Origin of the sequence: Pseudonocardia sp. UM4_GMWB1 (genome assembly GCF_017312155.1) — a bacterium.
Taxonomy (GTDB): Bacteria; Actinomycetota; Actinomycetes; order Mycobacteriales; family Pseudonocardiaceae; genus Pseudonocardia; species Pseudonocardia alni.
This window is the reverse complement of the sequence record NZ_QJPN01000001.1, coordinates 3,535,490-3,552,842: the sequence shown is the minus strand read 5'-3', so window position 1 is coordinate 3,552,842 and position 17,353 is coordinate 3,535,490. Positions and strand designations below refer to the sequence as shown.

The following is a 17,353-nucleotide window of genomic DNA, read 5'->3' as shown; positions in this document are numbered from 1 at the left end:
CCTCAGCGCGTGTCGAGCGCGTGGAAGGACTCCACCAGCCGACCGGACGGGAACCCGGCCCGCTTCGCCAGCGACCCGGACCACTGCCCGATCATGTCCTCCAGGCCGGTCATGTGCGCGGTCTGGCTCGCGTGCGCGCGCAGCGCCGCAATCTTCACGTCGATCGTGTCGGTGATGTCGACGTGTCGTGCCCCCTCGGGGTCGTCGGCCGGGGCCGGACCCAGGACCCACACCTCGCCGACCGTGTGCGCCTCGTACCCGGCCTCGGCCAGCTCGGGGAAGGCGTAGGGGTTGCGCGCGTCGGGGTAGACCGCGCAGAGGGCCGCCTCGCCGGTCGCGGTGTGGTCGGGGTGGCTGCCGTACATGCTGCGCAGATCGCGCACCGGCTGCGGGACGACGACCCGGTCCGGACGGACCTGCCGGATCACCCGGGCCAGGTCCCGGCGCAGCTCCAGGGTGACGGTCAGCCGCCCGTCGGGGTGGCCGAGGAACACCAGGTCGGTGACGCCGGCCTCGGCGGCCGCGGCGGTCTGCTCGGCCCGGCGGATGCCCGCGATGTCGCTGCGCGGCACGGCCGGGTCGAAGCCGCCCGCGTCGCCATCGGTCACCAGGCAGTAGGTCACCGCGACCCCGGCCGCGGTCCACACCGCGACGGTGCCGCTGCAGGAGAAGTCGATGTCGTCGGGGTGCGCGGCGATCACCAGCACGCGCTCCACCCCGGTGTGCGCGCGGTCGTCGGCCGCCGTGCGCTCGTCCTCGGTCGCAGTCACCCGGCCATCCTGGGTCACGCGCCGGAGGCGGTCGTCAGCAGGACCCCCACCACGGACCCGGCCGACCACACGAGCCCACGGACCAGGTTGACCCGCAGCAGCCGACGCAGGTCCCCCGGGTGCGCGGCCGGGTCGAGCCGGCCGTGCAGCGACACCGCGGGCAGCGTCACCGCGACACCCGCGGCGGCCGCCACCGCGGCCACCCACACCAGCGGCTCGCCGGGCGCGAGGACCAGCAGCGTCGCCGTCGCGAGCCCCTGCGCGACCCACGGCGGACCGACGACGAGCGTGATCGCCCGGCTGTGCGCGGCGTGGTAGCGGGCCCACGACCCGGCCGGGACCAGCGCGAAGGCCGGGTAGACCACCACCTGCACGGTCCAGGCGATCCCGGCCAGCAGCACGGTCGCGACGGTCTGGACGAGGGCGGCGATCAGCACCGCCCGATTCTCGGGTGAACCGGCGCCGCGCGCGTGCCAGGCTGCCGGGGTGATCACCACCGCGATCGGGCCCGAGCTGCTGCACGGCGTCCTCGACGCCGTCGACGGCGAACGGGGCCTGCTCCCGCAGCGGCTGCCCGCCCCCGCCCGCGCCCGCAACACCGACCCGCAGCTGGCCGGCGCGCAGAGCCAGCCGTCCGGGGTACGCGTCGTGTTCCGCACCGCCGCGCGGACCGTCGAGCTGGAGACCCTGCGCACCCGGGTCGGTCTCGTCGGTGCCCCGCTGCGGCCCGACGGCGCCTACGACCTGCTCGTCGACGGCCGGCCGGCGGGCAGCGCCACGACCTCCGGCGGGAAGCTCCTGATGACCGATCCGGCGACGGGGGAGGTCACGGTCACCGACGGCCCACCCGGCCCGGTGCGGTTCACCCTGCCCGGCCGCGACGCGCTCGTGGAGATCTGGCTGCCGCACAACGAGAGCACCGAGGTCGTCGCGCTGCGCACCGACGCGCCGGTCGCCGTCGTCACGACCGGTGGGCGCCCGGTGTGGCTGCACCACGGCAGCTCGATCAGCCAGGGCAGCAACGCCGCGGGGCCCAGCACCACCTGGCCCGCGCTCGCCGCCCGCACCGCCGGGGTCGAACTGGTCAACCTGGGGTTCTCCGGCAGCGCGATGCTGGACCCGTTCGTCGCCCGCACGCTGCGCGACACCCCCGCCGCGATGATCAGCGTCAAGATCGGGATCAACGTCGTCAACGCCGACCTGATGCGCCGACGGGCCTTCGCGCCCGCCGTGCACGGGTTCCTCGACACGATCCGCGACGGGCACCCCGACACCCCGCTGCTGGTGGTGTCCCCGGTGCTGTGCCCGATCCACGAGCACACCCCGGGCCCGGGCGCGCCGGAGGTCGTCGACGGGCGGCTGCGGTTCCGCGCGACCGGCGACCCGGCCGAGGTGGCGGCGGGAAAGCTGACGCTGTCGGTGATCCGCGAGGAGCTGGCCCGGATCGTGGCCGTGCGCGCCCCGGAGGACCCGGCGCTGTCCCACCTCGACGGCCGTGAGCTCTACGGCGACGCCGACGCGGCGGAGCTGCCGCTGCCCGACCGGCTGCACCCGTGTCCCGAGGCGCACCTGCGGATGGGGGAGCGGTTCGCCCGGCTGGTGTTCGGTGCGGGGGGTGCGTTCCACGCCGCGGGCCCGCGTGACCGGTGACCGGCCACGGGGCCCGCGGGCGCGGGCTCAGTTGCCGTCCTGGTCCAGCTGCCCCTGGAGGCGGTCCTCGAAGTCCTGCTGGCACTGCGCGATCGCGGACTGGTCGGTGCCCGCCTGCTGCACGCAGCTGACGTACTCGTCCCCGCCGACCTGGTTGAACACGCTGAGACCGAAGGCGACGACGGCGATCGCGATGACGATGCCGACCAGGCCGAGCACGAGCCCGGTGATCGCGACCCCGCGGTTGGTGGCGGCGCCCTTGGACGCCCGGCTGATCCCGACGATGCCGAGCGCGACCGCGACGACACCGAACAGGGCGCCGACCAGGAAGAACCCGAGCAGCACGGCGAGGATGCCGAGCACCAGCGCGGCGATCCCGATGCCGTTGCGCGGCGGTGTCGTGGGCGCCCCGCCCTGCGGCCACCCCGGCGGCCCGGCGGGCGGACGGTCCGGGTAGGCGGCCGGGTCGTGGCCCTGCGCGCCGTAGGGCTGCTGCCCGTACTGCTGCTGCCCGTACTGCTGCTGACCGTAGGGCTGCTCCCCGTACTGCGGCTGCTGACCGTACGGCTGCTGCCCGTACTGCTGACCGGGCTGCTCGCCGTACTGCTGCCCGCCGTAGGGCTGGTTCTGCTGCGTCGGCTGGTCCAGGTTGTTCGGGTCCTGCGGGCCCCCGGGGCGACCCGGGTACGGGGGTGGGCTGCTCACGCTCGTCCTCTCCTCACCGACTCACCGGGTGGTCCCCGGTGCCGGCGGTGCCGCCCGGCGGAGCCGCCGTGACCGGCGTCGCCGTCGTGTCCGGTTCGATGATCCCCAGGTGCCCGGGCTCGGTCCAGGCAAAACACCCATGGGGCGGCGCGGGAGCCCCGGTCGTGATGGGATCGGTGCCCGTGAGCGGTATCGACGAGATCGAGGAGTGGACCCGGGCGCAACGCCGGGTCATCGACCTGGTGCGGGACCTGCCGCCCGAGCGCTCGGAGCTGACGGTCCCGTCCTGCCCGGACTGGACGGTGCGCGACCTGTTCTCGCACATGGTCGGCCTGGGTGCGGACGTGGTGCGCGGCGACGAGCCCGACGACCACAACGAGGAGTGGACGGACCGGCAGGTGCGGGCGCGGCGTGACCACGACGTGGCGGCACTCGTCGCGGAGTGGGAGTCGCTGACCGGCCCGCTGCGCGACTGGATGGCGACCCACAACACCCGCCCGCTCGGCGACGTGATCATCCACGAGCAGGACCTGCGCGGTGCCCTGCGCGAGCCCGGCGGGCAGCACACCCCCGGCCTCTACGCGGTCATGGACACGTTCCTGGGCCGGTTCGCCGGCGCGGTCGGGGACCGGGCGCCGATCGCCCTGATCGGCGACGGCCGCCGCTGGGTGTCCGCGGGCGACGAGGCGGGGGCCGCGGTCGTCGTGCGGGCCCCGGACTTCGAGCTGGCCCGTGCCCTGGTCACCCGCCGGTCGGCGGCGCAGCTGCGGGCCTGGACCGAGCGCGGCGACGTCGAGCCCTATCTGGACGCGTTCGCCCTGCTCGGGCCGCTGCCCGGCACCGATCTCACGGAGTCCTGACCAGGGTCGTCACCGGATTGTCAGCACCGTCGACGTGACACGGTCCTGACAGTGGGTCCAGACTGGGCGGGTGAGCGTGCACCCCACCCACCCCGTCCCCGCCCTCGACGACGCGCTGACCGGGCGCGCCGTCGAGCGCGTCCGCCGCTGGACCGAGCGCACCGGTACCGCACCGTCGTCGGGCTCCGGCCGCGGAGCGGACCCGACGCAGCGGCTGGCCGCGCTGATGCACGACCCCGCCGGGGTCGACTTCACGCTGCGCTTCGTCGACCGCGTCGCCCGCCCCGCCGACGACCGGGTCGCGGCCCGTGAGCTGGCCCGGCTCGCCGGGGCGGGCGCCGCACTGCCCGCGTTCGTCACCGGCACCGACCGGTTGCTGCTGCGGGCCGGCGGCCGGCTGGCGACGGCGCTGCCGCACGTCGTCGTGCCCGCGGCGCGGTCGCGGCTGCGCAGCCTGGTCGGGCACCTGATCGTCGACGCGGGCGGGCGCGGCCTGGACCGCCGCCTCGCCGCGGCCCGCCGCGACGGGCACCGGCTGAACCTCAACCTGCTCGGCGAGGCGGTCCTCGGCCACGACGAGGCGGACCGTCGCCTCGCCCGCACGATCGCGCTGCTGCGCCGGCCGGGCGTCGACCACGTGTCGGTGAAGGCGTCCTCGGTCGTCGCCCAGCTCGTGCCGTGGGACCTCGAGGGCAGCCGGGACCTGCTCGTGGACCGGCTGCTGCCGCTCTACCGGGCCGCCCGCGAGCACGGCGTGTTCGTGAACCTCGACATGGAGGAGTACAAGGACCTCCACCTCACCGTCGCGCTGTTCACCACGCTGCTGGCGCGCCCGGAGTTCCACGACCTGCCCGCCGGGATCGTCCTGCAGGCCTACCTGCCCGACTCCGTCGCCGCGCTGGACGAGCTCGGGGAGTTCGCCGCCCGCCGTGCCGCCGCGGGCGGGGCGCCGATCAAGGTGCGCCTGGTCAAGGGCGCGAACCTGGCGATGGAACGGGTCGACGCCGAGCTGCACGACTGGCCGCAGGCGCCCTACGCCACCAAGGCCGAGGTCGACGCCAACTACGTTCGGCTCCTCGACCGCGGCATCGGTGGCCCGCACGCCGACGGGATGCGCCTGGGCGTCGCGTCGCACCACCTGCACCACGTCGCGCTCGCCCTGGAACTGGCCGACGCCCGCGGTGCCCGGCCCCAGCTGGACCTGGAGATGCTGCAGGGCATGGCCCCCGCGTTCGCCGACGCCGTCGCGGGCGACCTGCCGGAGTCCGGGCCGGGCTCGCAGCTGGTGCTCTACACCCCCGTCGTGCACCGCGGCGACTTCGACACCGCCGTGTCCTACCTGGTCCGGCGGCTGGAGGAGAACGCCTCGCCGGAGGGCTACCTGTACACGCTGTTCGCTCCCGGCTCGGGCGGTCCGGCGACCTACCAGGAGCGGTTCCTCGCCTCGGTGCGCGACCGCGACGCCGTCGCCGACACCCCGCGCCGCACCCAGGACCGCACCGTGTCCGCACCCGTCGGGACCGACGGCCCGCTGCCCGGGGACCCGGTGCCGGCCGGGTTCCGCGCCGAGCCCGACACCGATCCGTCACTGCCCGCGAACCGGGACTGGGCCCGTCGCGCCGCGGCGACCGCCGTCGCGCGGACCGAGGTCCCCCTCGTCACCGACCCGGCCGCGGTCGACGCCGCGGTGGAGCGCGCCCGCACCTCCGGCTGGCACGACGTCCCCGCCGCGGAACGGGCCGCGACGCTGCGCCGCGCCGCCCGCGCGCTGGCCGCCGCCCGCGGGACGCTGCTGTCGGTGATGCTGCACGAGGCGGGCAAGACCGTCGCCGAGGCCGACCCCGAGATCTCCGAGGCCGTCGACTTCGCCGCCTACTACGCCGAGCGCGCCGCCGAGCTCGACGGCGCCCCGTTCACCCCGGACCGGGTCGTGGCCGTGACCCCGCCCTGGAACTTCCCGGTCGCGATCCCGCTCGGCGGCTGCCTCGCCGCGCTCGCCGCGGGCGCCCCGGTGCTGCTCAAGCCCGCCCCGCAGGTCCGCGAGTGTGCCGAGGCCGGCGTGGCCGCGCTGCACCGCGGCGGGATCCCGCGTGACGCACTGCAGCTGCTGCCCACCGACGAGGCCGACGCCGGACGCCGGCTCGTCACCCACCCCGGGATCGACCGGGTCGTGCTCACCGGCTCGTCGGAGACCGCCGCGCTGTTCCGGTCCTGGCGGCCCGACCTGAACCTCGTCGCCGAGACCAGTGGCAAGAACGCGCTGGTCGTCACCCCCGCCGCCGACCCGGACCTCGCCGTCGCCGACCTCGTGCGCTCGGCGTTCGGGCACGCCGGGCAGAAGTGCTCCGCGGCGTCGCTGGCCATCCTCGTCGGCCCCGCCGCGACCGGCTCGGCCACCGGGAGGCGGCTGCGCCGCCAGCTCGTCGACGCCGTCTCCACCCTGCGCGTCGGTCCCGGCACCGACCTCGCGACGACCATGGGCCCGCTCATCGAGGCGCCCTCGGCGAAGCTGCACCGGGCGCTGACCACGCTGGAGCCGGGGGAGCGGTGGCTGGTGCGCCCGCGCCGCGTCTCGGAGACGGTGTGGACACCGGGCGTGCGGGCCTGGGTGTCGCCGGGCAGCTGGTTCCACCGCACCGAGTGCTTCGGCCCGGTGCTCGGCCTGATGGCCGCCCGCGACCTCGACGAGGCGATCGCCTGGCAGAACGACACCGGCTTCGGCCTCACCGGCGGCATCCACTCCCTCGACCCCGACGAGATCGCGCACTGGCTCGACCGCGTCGAGGTCGGCAACGCCTACGTCAACCGGCACATCACCGGCGCGATCGTGCAGCGCCAGTCCTTCGGCGGCTGGAAGGGCTCGGTGCTCGGCCCGGGCGCCAAGCCCGGCGGACCCAACTACGTCGCCCAGTTCGGTACCTGGCACGACGGCGACCTCCCCGGGCCGGGACCGACGTCCGGCCCGGCCGCGGACCGCGTCCTGGCCGCGGCGGCCGACCTCGACCCGGCCGCCCGCGACCGCCTCGCCCGCGCCGCCGCCTCCGACGCCCGCGCATGGGACACCGAGTTCGGGATCGAGCACGACCCGACCGGGCTGGCCGCGGAGTCCAACGTGTTCCGCTACCGGCCCGCCCCGTCGGCGACGCTGTGGTGCGGCACCGGTGCCGCCCGCGCCGACGTCCTGCGGGTGCTGCTCGCCGCGGCCACCGCGGGGGTCCCGGTCCGGCTGCACGGGCCGGGGGTCCCGCCGGGCGGGGTCCCGGGCGGGGTGCACGGCGGCGACGGGCTCGTCCCCGTCGCGGGCGAGCGGATCCGGGCCCTGGGCACCGTGCCCGGCGGTCTGCGGGCGGCCGCCGCCCAGGTGGGCGCGTCGGTCGTGGACACCCCGGTGGTGCTGGACGGACGCCGGGAGATGCCGTCCGTGCTGCGCGAGCAGGCGGTCAGCCGCACCCGGCACCGGTTCGGCCACCTCGAACGGTGAGCGATGGCGGACGCACCGTGGCCGTGGTTACGGTGCGTCCATGGTGGTGCGTGCCCGCGATGTCATGACCGAACGCGTCGTCACGATCTGGGCGGACGCTCCGCTGGCGCGGGCGCAGGAGCGGATGGCCGAGTCGCGGTTCTCCGCCCTGCCCGTGGTCGACCGGCGGTTCTCCCTGGTCGGGGTGATCTCGCTGGTCGACGTGCTGCGCCACCGCGACGACCCGCACGCCGTCGTCGGCGACGCGATGACCGAGCAGGTCGTCTCGGTGCTCCCGACGACGAACATCTCCATCGTCGCGCACCGCATGCGGGTCTACGGCGAGCTGCGGCTGGTGCCGGTCGTCGACAAGGGCATCCTGGTCGGAGTGATCACCCGCAGCGACCTGCTGCGGCACCGGCACTCCGGTGGGCGGTTGCGCCGCACCGCCCGCCGGATCGGCGGCGTCGTGCCGGTGGCGCCGCTGCCGGAGGCGATGGCCCCGCGCGGGGCGGGCCGGATCGGCGGCCGGCCGACGTCGTCGCTGCGGGTCGCGGACGTGATGACCGACGGCGGGCTGGTGGCGATCCCGCCGGAGCTGGCCCTCGACGAGACCGCCGAGGTCCTGTTGTCCTACCGGTTCACCGCGGTCCCGGTCGTCGACGACCGGGACCACCTGCTGGGCATCGTCTCCGAGGCCGACCTCATGCACGGCTCCCTCGACGGCGGCCGGCGGCTGCGGGCCCGCACCGTCTCGGAGGTGATGACCCGCGACGTCGAGGTCGTGCACCCGGCCGACCCGCTCACCGATGCCGAGGACCTGCTGTCCCGGCGCGGGTTCCGGGTCGTCCCGGTCGTCGACGACGAGGACGTGCTGGTCGGGGTGCTCAGCCGCAGCGACCTGCTGTGACCGCGCTCAGGCCCCCGCAGCGGGTGCGGCGGGTGCGGCGGGTGCACGGACCGCGTCACACTCCTGGGCGACCTTCGCGACCAGCAGCGAGAACGCCACCGGGTCCTCCAGCGACTGCCCCGGCAGCGCCCCGAAGTCCAGGTACTTCTGCAGACAGGCGAACTGGGCGGCCTGGTCGGCAGGGCTCAGCGGTGGCTCGGCGGGCGGGGCGGGCTGCGCCGACGCCGTCCCGGCGGTGACGGCGGCGAGGGCGAGTGCGACGGCGACGGCGCCTGCCGCGGTGGTGGCGGCACGCAGGGCGGTCCTCACGATGTGCTCGCTTCCTGCGCCGGGAGCCGGCGCGGTCGGGGTCCTACCGCCCTCCGCGTGGCGTCCCGGCCGAGCCCGGCGTCCGCGGTGGCACGATCCTGCGGCTCCGGCGGCGTCCGGCGCGCCCCGGCGGGCCCGGGTCGACCCGGAGGTGTGACCCCCGGTCGGGTCAGCGCACGCGGAACGGAGCGGTCAGGTCCCAGGCCTGTCGACGGCGCGCCGACTGCTCGGCATCGCCGGTGGGCTCGGGTCCCAGTGCCTGCACCGCGTCGTCGATGTCGTAGGCGGCCCGGTACCGCAGGACCGCGACAGCAGCGTCGAACCACGGTGCGGAGTCGGCGGGTGGGCCGAGCCCCAGGACCGTCGCGAACCACACCGGAGGCAGTTCGTGGCGGCCGACCATCTCCGTCAGCCGGGTCCGCAGCCGTGTCGACAGGACCCGGCCGGCGGCTGTTCCGGACGCGACCGTCCCGGCGTCGGTGGTGCGCACGGCGTCGTCGCGCTCCAGTGCCGCCCGCGCGGTGTCCGCGTGCCGGCGGACGGACCCGGCCTGCTCCGCCAGCCCGTCGAGGGCGGACCGTGCCTCCCGGTACCGCTGCGCGAGGTCCGCACGGTGGGGTCCGTCCGCCCCGTCGCCGGCGATCTCCCGACTCGCGGTGAGCGCGGCGCGGCGTACCTCGTCCCGGCGGCGGACCCAGCCGGCGTGCGCGGCGACGGCCGCGTGGTGTCGACGGCGCGTCGCGTCGGGCAGGTGCGCGGCCCGTCGCTCCCGGGCACGGCGTTCGGCGTGGGCCAGTCCGACGACGTCGGGGTCTGCGGTCAGGTCCGCCGTGGGTACCCCGTCGGCGGCGCGGAGGTGGTGTTCGAGCCAGCGGGTCCGCCGCTGCAGGTCGTCGATCCGCCGGGTGCCGTCGACGGCGGAGTCCTCGACCTCGTCGAGACGCCGGTCCAGGTCCGCGATGTGTGACCGTGCGGTGTGGTCGGCCTCCGCCACGGCGTCGCGCAGCGTGGCGATGTCGCCGTCGAGGGTGTCGAGGCGGTACTCGTGGTCGGAGGTACGGGCCTCGACGCGGTCGAGGTCGGCCTGCGACGGCGCGTCGCCCAGCTCCCGCTCGAGCCGCCCGACCTCGGCGGTCAGCCACTGCTGGTCGTCCCGGCGCGCCATCTCACGCACCTGCCCGGGTGCCCGCTGCCACGAACCCGCCGGCGGCGACCAGCAGCGCGACGACCCCGACCCCGACCGGCAGCAGGCCCCCGGGCACGAGCCCGGCGACGGGCCCGGCGAGACCCGCGGCCAGCACGACCCCGGACCACCCGGCCCGGCCACGGTGTCCCCGACCTGCCGACCGGGCATCGAGGACGAGCAGCGCGACTCCGGTCGCGAGCCCCGCGCCTGCCGCGACGAGGAGCGGGACATCCGCTCCGGCGAGGAACGCGACCGGGCACACGAGCGCGCAGGCGACGATCAGCGAGCCCAGCAGCACCCGGATCCGTACCGTGTCCCGCCGGCGTTCCCGGCCCGCCGCCTCCCGCCTGTCGGCGTCGTCCAGCACCTGGTCGGTCAACGACAGGATGTGCTCCACCACGTCGGCCGCGGGGACGGAGCTCTGCGTGGCGTGGCGGGCGTGGAGCTCCCACAGCGTACGTCGGGGATCATGCGTGCCGGGACCGGCCGCCGGCTCACTCGTTCGTGTCACCCGGCCATGGTGAGCGAGACCCCCGACAGTTCCGGCCGCGTCTACCCAGAACTGACGATCAACGAGGGGCGCCCGCGCCGTGGGACCCTCCCGGGGTGAGCCCCCACGACCACACCCCCGCCCGCGAGCTGCTCTGCGCCTGGTCCCGCCGGATGGTCCGCGACGGACTCGTCGTCGGCACCTCGGGGAACCTGTCGCTGCGCACCGGGGACCTGATCGCGGTCACCCCGTCCGGTGTGGACTACGAGACGATGACCGCCGCGGACGTCGTGCTCGTCGACGCGGAGGGCACGGTCGTCGACGGCACCCGGGAGCCGACCAGCGAGCTCGGGCTGCACGTCGCCGCGCAGGCCCGGCCCGGCACCGTCGCGGTGGTCCACACGCACTCCCCGGCGGCGGTCGCGCTGTCGACGCTGTCCGACCACGTCCCGGCCGTGCACTACCAGCTCGCGATGTTCGGCGACGGCGTGCGGGTGTCGGAGTACGCGCCGTTCGGCAGCCGTGAGCTGGTCGTGAACGCGCTCGCGGGGCTGGGGGAGTCCACCGCCGTCGTCCTCGGCCACCACGGCACGCTCGTGCTCGGCGACACCCTCGGCGCCGCCTACGACGGCGCCCGCCAGCTGGAGTGGCTCTGCGACGTCTGGCTGCGCGCCCGCGCCGTCGGCGAGCCGCGGCTGCTGCCCGACGCCGAGATCAGTGCGGTGCGGGGGCGGTTCGCGGCCCAGCGGTCGAAGGTGCGGGCGACGAGCCCGGTCCCCACGCCCGCTCCTCGGTGACGATCGCGGTCACCAGGTCGAACGGCGTCACGTCGAACGCCGGGTTGTAGACCGGGGTACCGGGCAGGGTGAGCAGGGTGCCGCCGTGCTCGCGGACCTCCTCGGCCCCCCGCTGCTCGACGACGATGTCGGCCCCGGTCGGGGTGTGCGGGTCGATCGTCTCCTCCGGCGCGACCACCACGAACGGGATCCCGGACCGGGCCGCGGCGCAGGCCAGCATGTAGGTCCCGATCTTGTTCGCGACGTCGCCGTTGGCCGCGATCCGGTCGGCACCGACGAACACCGCGTCGACCAGCCCGGCCGCGATCGCCGCGGGTCCGGCCGAGTCGACGCACAGCCGGTGCGGCGCCCCGGCCGCGGCGAGCTCCCAGACGGTCAGCCGCGCGCCCTGCAGCAGCGGGCGCGTCTCGCACGCCAGCACCTCGGCCAGCGCGCCGCGCTCGTGCAGCCGCAGGACCGCCCCCAGCGCGGTGCCGCCGTCGCCGGTGGCCAGCGGGCCGGTGTTGCACACCGTCAGCGCCCGCAGCGGACGGTCCGCACACAGCTCCTGCGCCAGGTCCGCGGCCCGGCCGGTCGCCGCGGCGTTGACCCGGGCGGCCTCCGCGGCGACGGCGCGGGCCTGCGCGAGCACCGCGGCCGGGCCGTCGTCGAGCGCCGCCAGGGCCCGGGCCACCCCCAGCCCCAGTGGGACGGCGGTGGGCCGGGCGACGGCGATCCGCTCGGCCGCGGACCGCACCGCGGCGACGGCGACCGGCGTCGCCGTGCCGTGCAGGGACGCGGCCAGCGCGACCCCGAAGGCGCCGGTGATGCCCAGGCTCGGGGCACCGCGCACGGCCAGCGACCGGATCGCCTCGATCAGCTCGTCGACGGTGCGCAGGTACAGGTGCTCGGTCGCGCCGGGCAGCGCGCGCTGGTCGAGCAGGACCACCGCCGGGCCGCCCTCGTCGTCGCCGGCCCAGTCCACGATCCGCATCGCCCCGTACCCTCCCCGGTCGTCCGCCCTCGGGCGACCGGGGTGAACCTACCCCGGCGCCGCGGGCGGCCGGGCCGACTGCGGCCCCGGTCACGGGCGGGCTGCTCACCGGCCGGGTGGCGCCACCCGGTAGACGGCACCGGCGTCGTCGTCGGTCACGTAGACCGCGCCGTCCGGCCCGGCGACGGCCGCGACCGGCCTGCCCCAACGCGCTCCGGACGGGTCCTGGAACCCGCCGACCAGCGTCTGCTGCGCGCCGAGGCGCCCGTCCCGCCAGGGGAAGAACGACACCTCGGGGGCCCTCGGCGGGTCGGCGTTCCAGGAGCCGTGCACCCCGGCCAGGGCCCCGGCCGCGTACGGCGCGGGCAGCACCCCGTCGGTGAACGACAGCCCCAGCGGTGCCGAGTGCGCCGGGAAGGACTGCTCCACGGGGGCCAGCGCCGCACAGTCCATCGCGCGCCCGCCGGGGTTCAGCTCGGCGTCGGCGACCAGACCGACGTCGGTGAAGTCCTGCGCGGAGCCGGCGACGCCCGGGTCGGTGTCCGGGTCCGGGTTGCAGAACGGCCAGCCCAGCTCGCGGCCCGGGGTGAGCCGGGCCAGCGGTTCGGCCGGATGGTCGGTGACGTAGGCGTCGACGACCTTCCCGAACGACGAGGCGCCGGCGTCGCCGTAGGGCCGGTCGTAGGGGTAGGGCACGTTGTCGCGGCCGTTGACCGCGGTCCAGACCGAGCCGTCGGGCGCGGTGGCCAGCCCGGTGCCGTTGCGGACCCCGGTCGCGAACGGCGCGGCGGGCCCGCCGGTGGGCGGCATCCGCAGGATCGACGCGCGCGGGGGAGTGGCGTCCCGGTCGGCGACCGAGATGTTGCCGGTCGACCCGACCGAGACGTAGACCGCGCCGTCCGGGCCGACGGTGACCGACTTCAGCTCGTGGCCGTAGGCGCCGCGCAGGTCGGGGGAGTTGGCGTCGGGCAGGCCGGGGACGACGACCCGCCGCCCGGTCGCCGCGCCGCGGGCCCAGGCGTACGCCGACACCTGGTTCGACTCGGCGACGTAGAGGGTGCCGCCGCCCGGGGAGAACGCGAGCCCGTGCGGCTGGGTGAGCCCGTCGAGCAACGGCCGCTGCTCACCGGTGCGCGACAGCGCCAGCACCCGGCCGTCGTCGGGCACCGAGACGAGCAGCTCGCCGTCCGGGGTCCAGACGGCCAGCCGGGCGTTCGGGACGCGGGCGAGGACCGACACCGTCCACCCGGCCGGGACGAGCGCCTCGCGGGGCTCGTCGAACGGGGCGGTCGCGGCCCCGGGCGGCACCGACACCGTGACCGGCACCAGGTCCGCGCCCGCCGCGGCGACCGGGGCCTCGGCGCCGGACAGCGCGTTGGTCACCGGGTTGGGGCCGGTACCGCAGGCGGCGAGCAGGGGGAGCGTGACCAGGGCGGCCAGCCACGGGGCGATCCGCATGAACCCGACGCTACGGCCGCAACCGGCCCGTCGCGCGGCGGGGGCGCGCAGCCGCCAGGATCGTCGTCGATGCGCCTGACACTGCACGCCCGCGGCCCGCAGCCCGCCGACGAGGTCTGGGAGCGCTACGCCGTGCCCGCCCGCTGGCCGGAGTGGGCGCCCTACATCCTCGGTGTCGACACCGCGGCGGACCGGATACGCCCCGGGGTGACCGGGCAGGTCCGCGGCCCGCTCGGCGTCACGGTGTCCTTCGCGGTCACCGAGGTCGACGAGCGCGCCCGCACCTGGGCCTGGGACGTCGCCCTCGGCGCCGGCGCCTCCCCGCTGAACCGGGTGCGGCTGAGCCTGGACCACGGCGTGCGGCCGTCCGGGGCCGGTACCCGGACCTGGCTGACCGTGCACGGCCCGCCCGCCGTGGTCCTGCCCTACCTGGTGCCGGCGCGGCTGTCGCTGGAGATGCTGGTCCGCCGGCCCGCCCGGGCGAGGTGATCGCACGCCAGCGTCGCGAACGCCCCGGGCACCTCGATCTGGGGCATGTGTCCCACCCGGCCGAACACGTGTGTCGTGACCTGCGGGAGCCGGCCCGCCGCGCGCAGCTGGGCCGCGGGCAGGATCAGGTCCCGTTCACCCCACACGACCAGGGTCGGCTTCGGGGCGCGGGCGAACGCGTCGAGCAGCGCGCGCCGCCAGCCCGGCCGGACCCCGCGGACGGTGCCCAGCTCGGCCGCGACCTCGGCGAAGGTCCGGGCGAACTCCGGCCGCCGCGCGATCTCCACGGCGCGGGCGACCCGCTCGTCGGTGACCAGGGAGCCGTCGACGAACAGGGACCGCTCCGAGCGTCGCGCCGCCGTGGCGTCCAGGTGGCCCAGCAGGAACCGGCCCAGCAGCGGCACCCCGATGACCCGCAGCGCGGGGGTCACCTCGGCGCCGAACCCGGCGGGGTCGGCCAGCACCAGTGAGACGACCCGCTCGGGGTGCCGGGTGGAGATCAGCAGCGCGACGGCGCCGCCGAGCGAGTTGCCCATGACGTGCGCCGGCCGGGTCTCGCCGAGCGCGTCGAGGGTGGCGAGCGCGGTGTCGGCGAGCTTCTCCAGCGTCGCCGGGCCGGGCACCCGGTCGGAGTGGCCGAACCCGGCCAGGTCGAGCGCGACCACCCGGTACCGGGACAGGAACTCGTGCTGCGGGTCCCAGTCCTCCAGACTGCGGCCGATCCCGTGCAGCAGCAGGACCGGCTCACCGGCGGGGTCGCCGGTCTCGCGGACCCGGATCCGGGTGCCGCCGACGTCGACGAAGCGGGTCTTCGGGAGGGTCATCGCGTGCGCGCCGCCTTCGCGTTCCCCGAGGCGCCCACCAGCTTCGCGAAGATCCGGATGCTGTTCGCCGGGGCGAGCCGGGCCAGCAGGTCCGGGACCTTCGCGCTGATCCCGATGAGCAGCCGCGGGCGGCGCTTCGCGATCGCGTCGACGATCAGCTCGGCGGCCTTCTCCGCGGGGAAGGTCAGCAGCTTCTCGAAGTCCTTCTTGCCGCGCTCGGCCTCCTCGGCCGGGATGTTGACCCCGACCCGGGCGCCGGCGGCGATCCCGGTCCTGATGCCGCCCGGGTGCACCGTGGTGACGGTGGTGCCCACCTGGGCGAGCTCGGCGCGCAGCGCCTCGGAGAAGCCGCGGATCGCGAACTTCGACGACGAGTACGCCGACTGCCCGGGCGGGGCGATCAGCCCGAACAGGCTGGACACGTTGACCACGTGCGCGCCGGGCCGTGCGGTCAGCGCGGGCAGCAGGGCGTGGGTCAGCCGCACCGGGGCGCGGAAGTTGACGTCCATGACCCAGTCGAACTCGTCGAGGGTCAGCCGGGCGAAGTCCCCGCCGAGCGCGACGCCGGCGTTGTTGACCAGCAGCCTGATCTCCGGGTGGCCGGCGAGGATCCGGGTCGACAGCGCGTCGACGGCGTCGCGGTCGGCCAGGTCGACGGTCTCGGTGGTCACCGACAGGCCGGGGTGCTTCGCGCGGATCGCCGACGCGACGGTGTCGAGCCGGTCGCCGTCGCGGTCGACGAGCACGAGGTCGCTGCCGCGCTCGGCGAGCAGGCGGGCCACGTGCTCGCCCATGCCACCGGCGGCACCGGTGACGACGGCGGTGCCCTCGGCGAAGCGGAACGGTGAGCGGGCCATCAGGAGGCCACCTCCTGCTGTGCGGTCGCCGGGGTGGCGACGGTGTCCGCGGCGATGCCGGACGCGGTCGGGGTGGGGACGCGGGCGTCGCGGGCACCGAGCGCCGAGGCGGGGGTGAGGATCATGTCCCGCTTGAGGTCGGCGCGGCCGAGCCCGACGGCGTCGAGGAAGAAGTTCTGGTGCAGCCGCCACGGGTCCTTGCGGCCCTGGCGCGGGAACAGGTGCTCCGAGCGCTTCACGTAGTTCGACTCGATGTCGAGCAGCGGCCGGTCCGGGGACGCGGTCGGCGCCGGCGTGGCGACGGCGATCCGGTCGCGGTCCATCAGCGCGAGCAGCTTGGGCACGTAGCGGGCGACGAGGTCGGCGCGCAGCGTCCAGGACGCGTTGATGTAGCCGATGCAGAACGCCAGGTTCGGCAGGCCCGACAGCATCAGGCCGCGGTAGGTGACGGTCTTGCCGATGTCGACCTGCTCGCCGTCGACGTGGATCGTGATGCCGCCCAGCGGGCTCAGCGACAGGCCGGTCGCCGAGACGATCACATCGGCCTCCAGCTCCTCGCCCGACCGCAGCCGGATGCCCTTCTCGGTGATCCGCTCGATGTGGTCGGTGACGACCGAGGCGTCACCCCGGTTGATCGACTTGTAGAAGTCGCCCTCCGGGATGACGCACAGGCGCTGGTCCCACGGGTCGTAGCTCGGGGTGAAGTGCTTGTCCACGTAGGACTCGTCCTTGAGGAACTTCAGCGCGAGGCCGCGCAGAACCTTCTTCACACGCTCCGGGCGGCGCCGGGCGAGCTGGTAGAACGCCTGGGTCAGCGTCACGTACTGCAGCCGCAGGATGGCGTGCGCGACCTTCGCGGGCAGGAAGCGGCGCAGCTGGTCGGCGACCGGGTCCTTGCTGGGCAGCACCGTGAGGTACGACGGCGAGCGCTGCAGCATCGTGACGTGCCCGGCCTTCGCGGCCAGCGAGGGGATCAGCGTGACGGCGGTGGCGCCGGACCCGATGACGACGACCTTCTTGCCGGTGTAGTCGAGGTCCTCCGGCCAGAACTGCGGGTGCACCCAGGTGCCGGCGAAGTCCTCCCGGCCCGGGAACTCCGGCTGGAAGCCCTTGTCGTAGTCGTAATAGCCCGAGCACATGAACAGGAACGAGCAGGTGTAGCGCTTCGGGCCCTGCGCGGTGGTGGTGTCCACCGTCCAGCGCGCAGTGGCCGAGTCCCAGGACGCACCGACGACCTTCGTGCCGAAGCGGATCCGCTCGGTCACGCCGTACTCGCGGGCGGTCTCGGTGATGTAGCGGCGGATGTCGGCGCCGTCGGCGATCGACTTCGGCTCGCGCCACGGCCGGAACGGGTAGGCCAGGGTGAACATGTCCGAGTCCGAGCGGATGCCCGGGTAGCGGAACAGGTCCCAGGTGCCGCCGATGTTCTCGCGGCCCTCGAGGATCGCGTAGTCCTTGCCGGGCAGCTCCTGGTGCAGCCGGGCCGCGGCGCCGATGCCGGAGAGCCCGGCCCCGACGATGATCACGTCGCGGTGCTCGACGGCGGTGCTGTCCGGAGCGGGCGTCGTGCCGGCCTGCGTCATGTGGTCCTCCTCATCGGGCGCGTCCGCGCTGA

17 protein-coding genes are annotated in these 17,353 nt (G+C 75.8%); 6 read left to right on the top strand and 11 right to left on the bottom strand.

Features of this window, described 5'->3' with window-relative positions:
* Nucleotides 1-2 precede the first annotated feature (2 nt).
* Both DMP15_RS16915 and DMP15_RS16910 read right to left on the bottom strand, forming a co-directional pair.
* Nucleotides 3-770: a PIG-L deacetylase family protein gene (locus DMP15_RS16915; protein WP_253069497.1), complete on the bottom strand. Its 768-nt coding sequence runs from the start codon at nucleotides 768-770 to the stop codon at nucleotides 3-5.
* A 14-nt stretch (nucleotides 771-784) separates the two neighbouring features.
* Complete coding sequence (locus DMP15_RS16910; RefSeq protein WP_337826149.1) at nucleotides 785-1,207, bottom strand: hypothetical protein; 423 nt, start codon at nucleotides 1,205-1,207, stop codon at nucleotides 785-787.
* A 49-nt stretch (nucleotides 1,208-1,256) separates the two neighbouring features.
* Between DMP15_RS16910 and DMP15_RS16905 the strand changes: the two genes are divergently transcribed.
* On the top strand, nucleotides 1,257-2,420 hold the full coding sequence (locus DMP15_RS16905; RefSeq protein ID WP_337826148.1) for an SGNH/GDSL hydrolase family protein: 1,164 nt from the start codon (nucleotides 1,257-1,259) through the stop codon (nucleotides 2,418-2,420).
* 27 nt (nucleotides 2,421-2,447) lie between these two features.
* On the opposite strand, the gene DMP15_RS16900 is transcribed toward DMP15_RS16905, so the two are convergent.
* Entirely contained in the window at nucleotides 2,448-3,125 is a 678-nt protein-coding gene (locus DMP15_RS16900; RefSeq protein WP_337826147.1) for a DUF4190 domain-containing protein, read from the bottom strand.
* A gap of 182 nt (nucleotides 3,126-3,307) precedes the next feature.
* On the opposite strand from DMP15_RS16900, the gene DMP15_RS16895 reads away from it, so the two are divergent.
* The 3 genes from DMP15_RS16895 to DMP15_RS16885 all read left to right on the top strand — a co-directional run bounded on the left by DMP15_RS16895 (nucleotide 3,308) and on the right by DMP15_RS16885 (nucleotide 8,355).
* On the top strand, nucleotides 3,308-3,985 hold the full coding sequence (locus DMP15_RS16895) for a maleylpyruvate isomerase family mycothiol-dependent enzyme (RefSeq protein ID WP_337826146.1): 678 nt from the start codon (nucleotides 3,308-3,310) through the stop codon (nucleotides 3,983-3,985).
* A gap of 70 nt (nucleotides 3,986-4,055) precedes the next feature.
* On the top strand, nucleotides 4,056-7,466 hold the full coding sequence (locus DMP15_RS16890) for a proline dehydrogenase family protein (protein ID WP_073575008.1): 3,411 nt from the start codon (nucleotides 4,056-4,058) through the stop codon (nucleotides 7,464-7,466).
* 40 nt (nucleotides 7,467-7,506) lie between these two features.
* Nucleotides 7,507-8,355 (top strand): CBS domain-containing protein, encoded by an 849-nt coding sequence (locus tag DMP15_RS16885; RefSeq protein WP_073575007.1) that lies wholly within the window; start codon nucleotides 7,507-7,509, stop codon nucleotides 8,353-8,355.
* A gap of 6 nt (nucleotides 8,356-8,361) precedes the next feature.
* Here the strand turns inward: DMP15_RS16885 and DMP15_RS16880 are convergent, their stop codons facing one another.
* The 3 genes from DMP15_RS16880 to DMP15_RS16870 form a co-directional block, all read right to left on the bottom strand.
* Nucleotides 8,362-8,664, bottom strand: coding sequence for a hypothetical protein (locus DMP15_RS16880; RefSeq protein WP_337826145.1), 303 nt, complete (start codon nucleotides 8,662-8,664; stop codon nucleotides 8,362-8,364).
* Nucleotides 8,665-8,833: 169 nt separating this feature from the next.
* The gene (locus DMP15_RS16875) at nucleotides 8,834-9,829 is read right to left on the bottom strand and encodes a hypothetical protein (protein ID WP_337826144.1); all 996 of its coding nucleotides are present in this window, start codon (nucleotides 9,827-9,829) and stop codon (nucleotides 8,834-8,836) included.
* A gap of 1 nt (nucleotide 9,830) precedes the next feature.
* A complete protein-coding gene (locus DMP15_RS16870) occupies nucleotides 9,831-10,361 on the bottom strand; it encodes a hypothetical protein (RefSeq protein WP_337826143.1) in 531 nt (176 codons plus the stop codon).
* Nucleotides 10,362-10,456: 95 nt separating this feature from the next.
* Here DMP15_RS16870 and DMP15_RS16865 point away from each other — a divergent pair, with 95 nt between their 5' ends.
* Entirely contained in the window at nucleotides 10,457-11,137 is a 681-nt protein-coding gene (locus tag DMP15_RS16865; RefSeq protein WP_073575003.1) for a class II aldolase/adducin family protein, read from the top strand.
* Here DMP15_RS16865 and mtnA read toward each other — a convergent pair.
* Nucleotides 11,055-12,110: an S-methyl-5-thioribose-1-phosphate isomerase gene (gene mtnA, locus DMP15_RS16860; protein ID WP_083658326.1), complete on the bottom strand. Its 1,056-nt coding sequence runs from the start codon at nucleotides 12,108-12,110 to the stop codon at nucleotides 11,055-11,057. The two genes, DMP15_RS16865 and mtnA, sit on opposite strands and share 83 nt — an antisense overlap.
* A 105-nt stretch (nucleotides 12,111-12,215) precedes the next feature.
* Nucleotides 12,216-13,568, bottom strand: a complete 1,353-nt coding sequence (locus DMP15_RS16855) for a PQQ-dependent sugar dehydrogenase (protein WP_337826142.1) — start codon at nucleotides 13,566-13,568, stop codon at nucleotides 12,216-12,218.
* Between the two features lie 69 nt (nucleotides 13,569-13,637).
* On the opposite strand from DMP15_RS16855, the gene DMP15_RS16850 reads away from it, so the two are divergent.
* Entirely contained in the window at nucleotides 13,638-14,057 is a 420-nt protein-coding gene (locus DMP15_RS16850) for an SRPBCC family protein (protein WP_073575001.1), read from the top strand.
* Here DMP15_RS16850 and DMP15_RS16845 read toward each other — a convergent pair.
* The 3 genes from DMP15_RS16845 to DMP15_RS16835 are packed head-to-tail and all read right to left on the bottom strand — an operon-like array spanning nucleotide 13,994 to nucleotide 17,321.
* Complete coding sequence (locus tag DMP15_RS16845) at nucleotides 13,994-14,881, bottom strand: alpha/beta fold hydrolase (protein ID WP_337826141.1); 888 nt, start codon at nucleotides 14,879-14,881, stop codon at nucleotides 13,994-13,996. The two genes, DMP15_RS16850 and DMP15_RS16845, sit on opposite strands and share 64 nt — an antisense overlap.
* Nucleotides 14,878-15,738, bottom strand: a complete 861-nt coding sequence (locus DMP15_RS16840) for an SDR family NAD(P)-dependent oxidoreductase (RefSeq protein ID WP_073574999.1) — start codon at nucleotides 15,736-15,738, stop codon at nucleotides 14,878-14,880. The genes DMP15_RS16845 and DMP15_RS16840 overlap by 4 nt, the downstream gene beginning before the upstream one ends.
* Nucleotides 15,738-17,321, bottom strand: coding sequence for a flavin-containing monooxygenase (locus DMP15_RS16835; RefSeq protein ID WP_337826140.1), 1,584 nt, complete (start codon nucleotides 17,319-17,321; stop codon nucleotides 15,738-15,740). Before DMP15_RS16835 ends, DMP15_RS16840 begins: the two co-directional genes overlap by 1 nt.
* Between the last annotated feature and the right edge of the window lie 32 nt (nucleotides 17,322-17,353).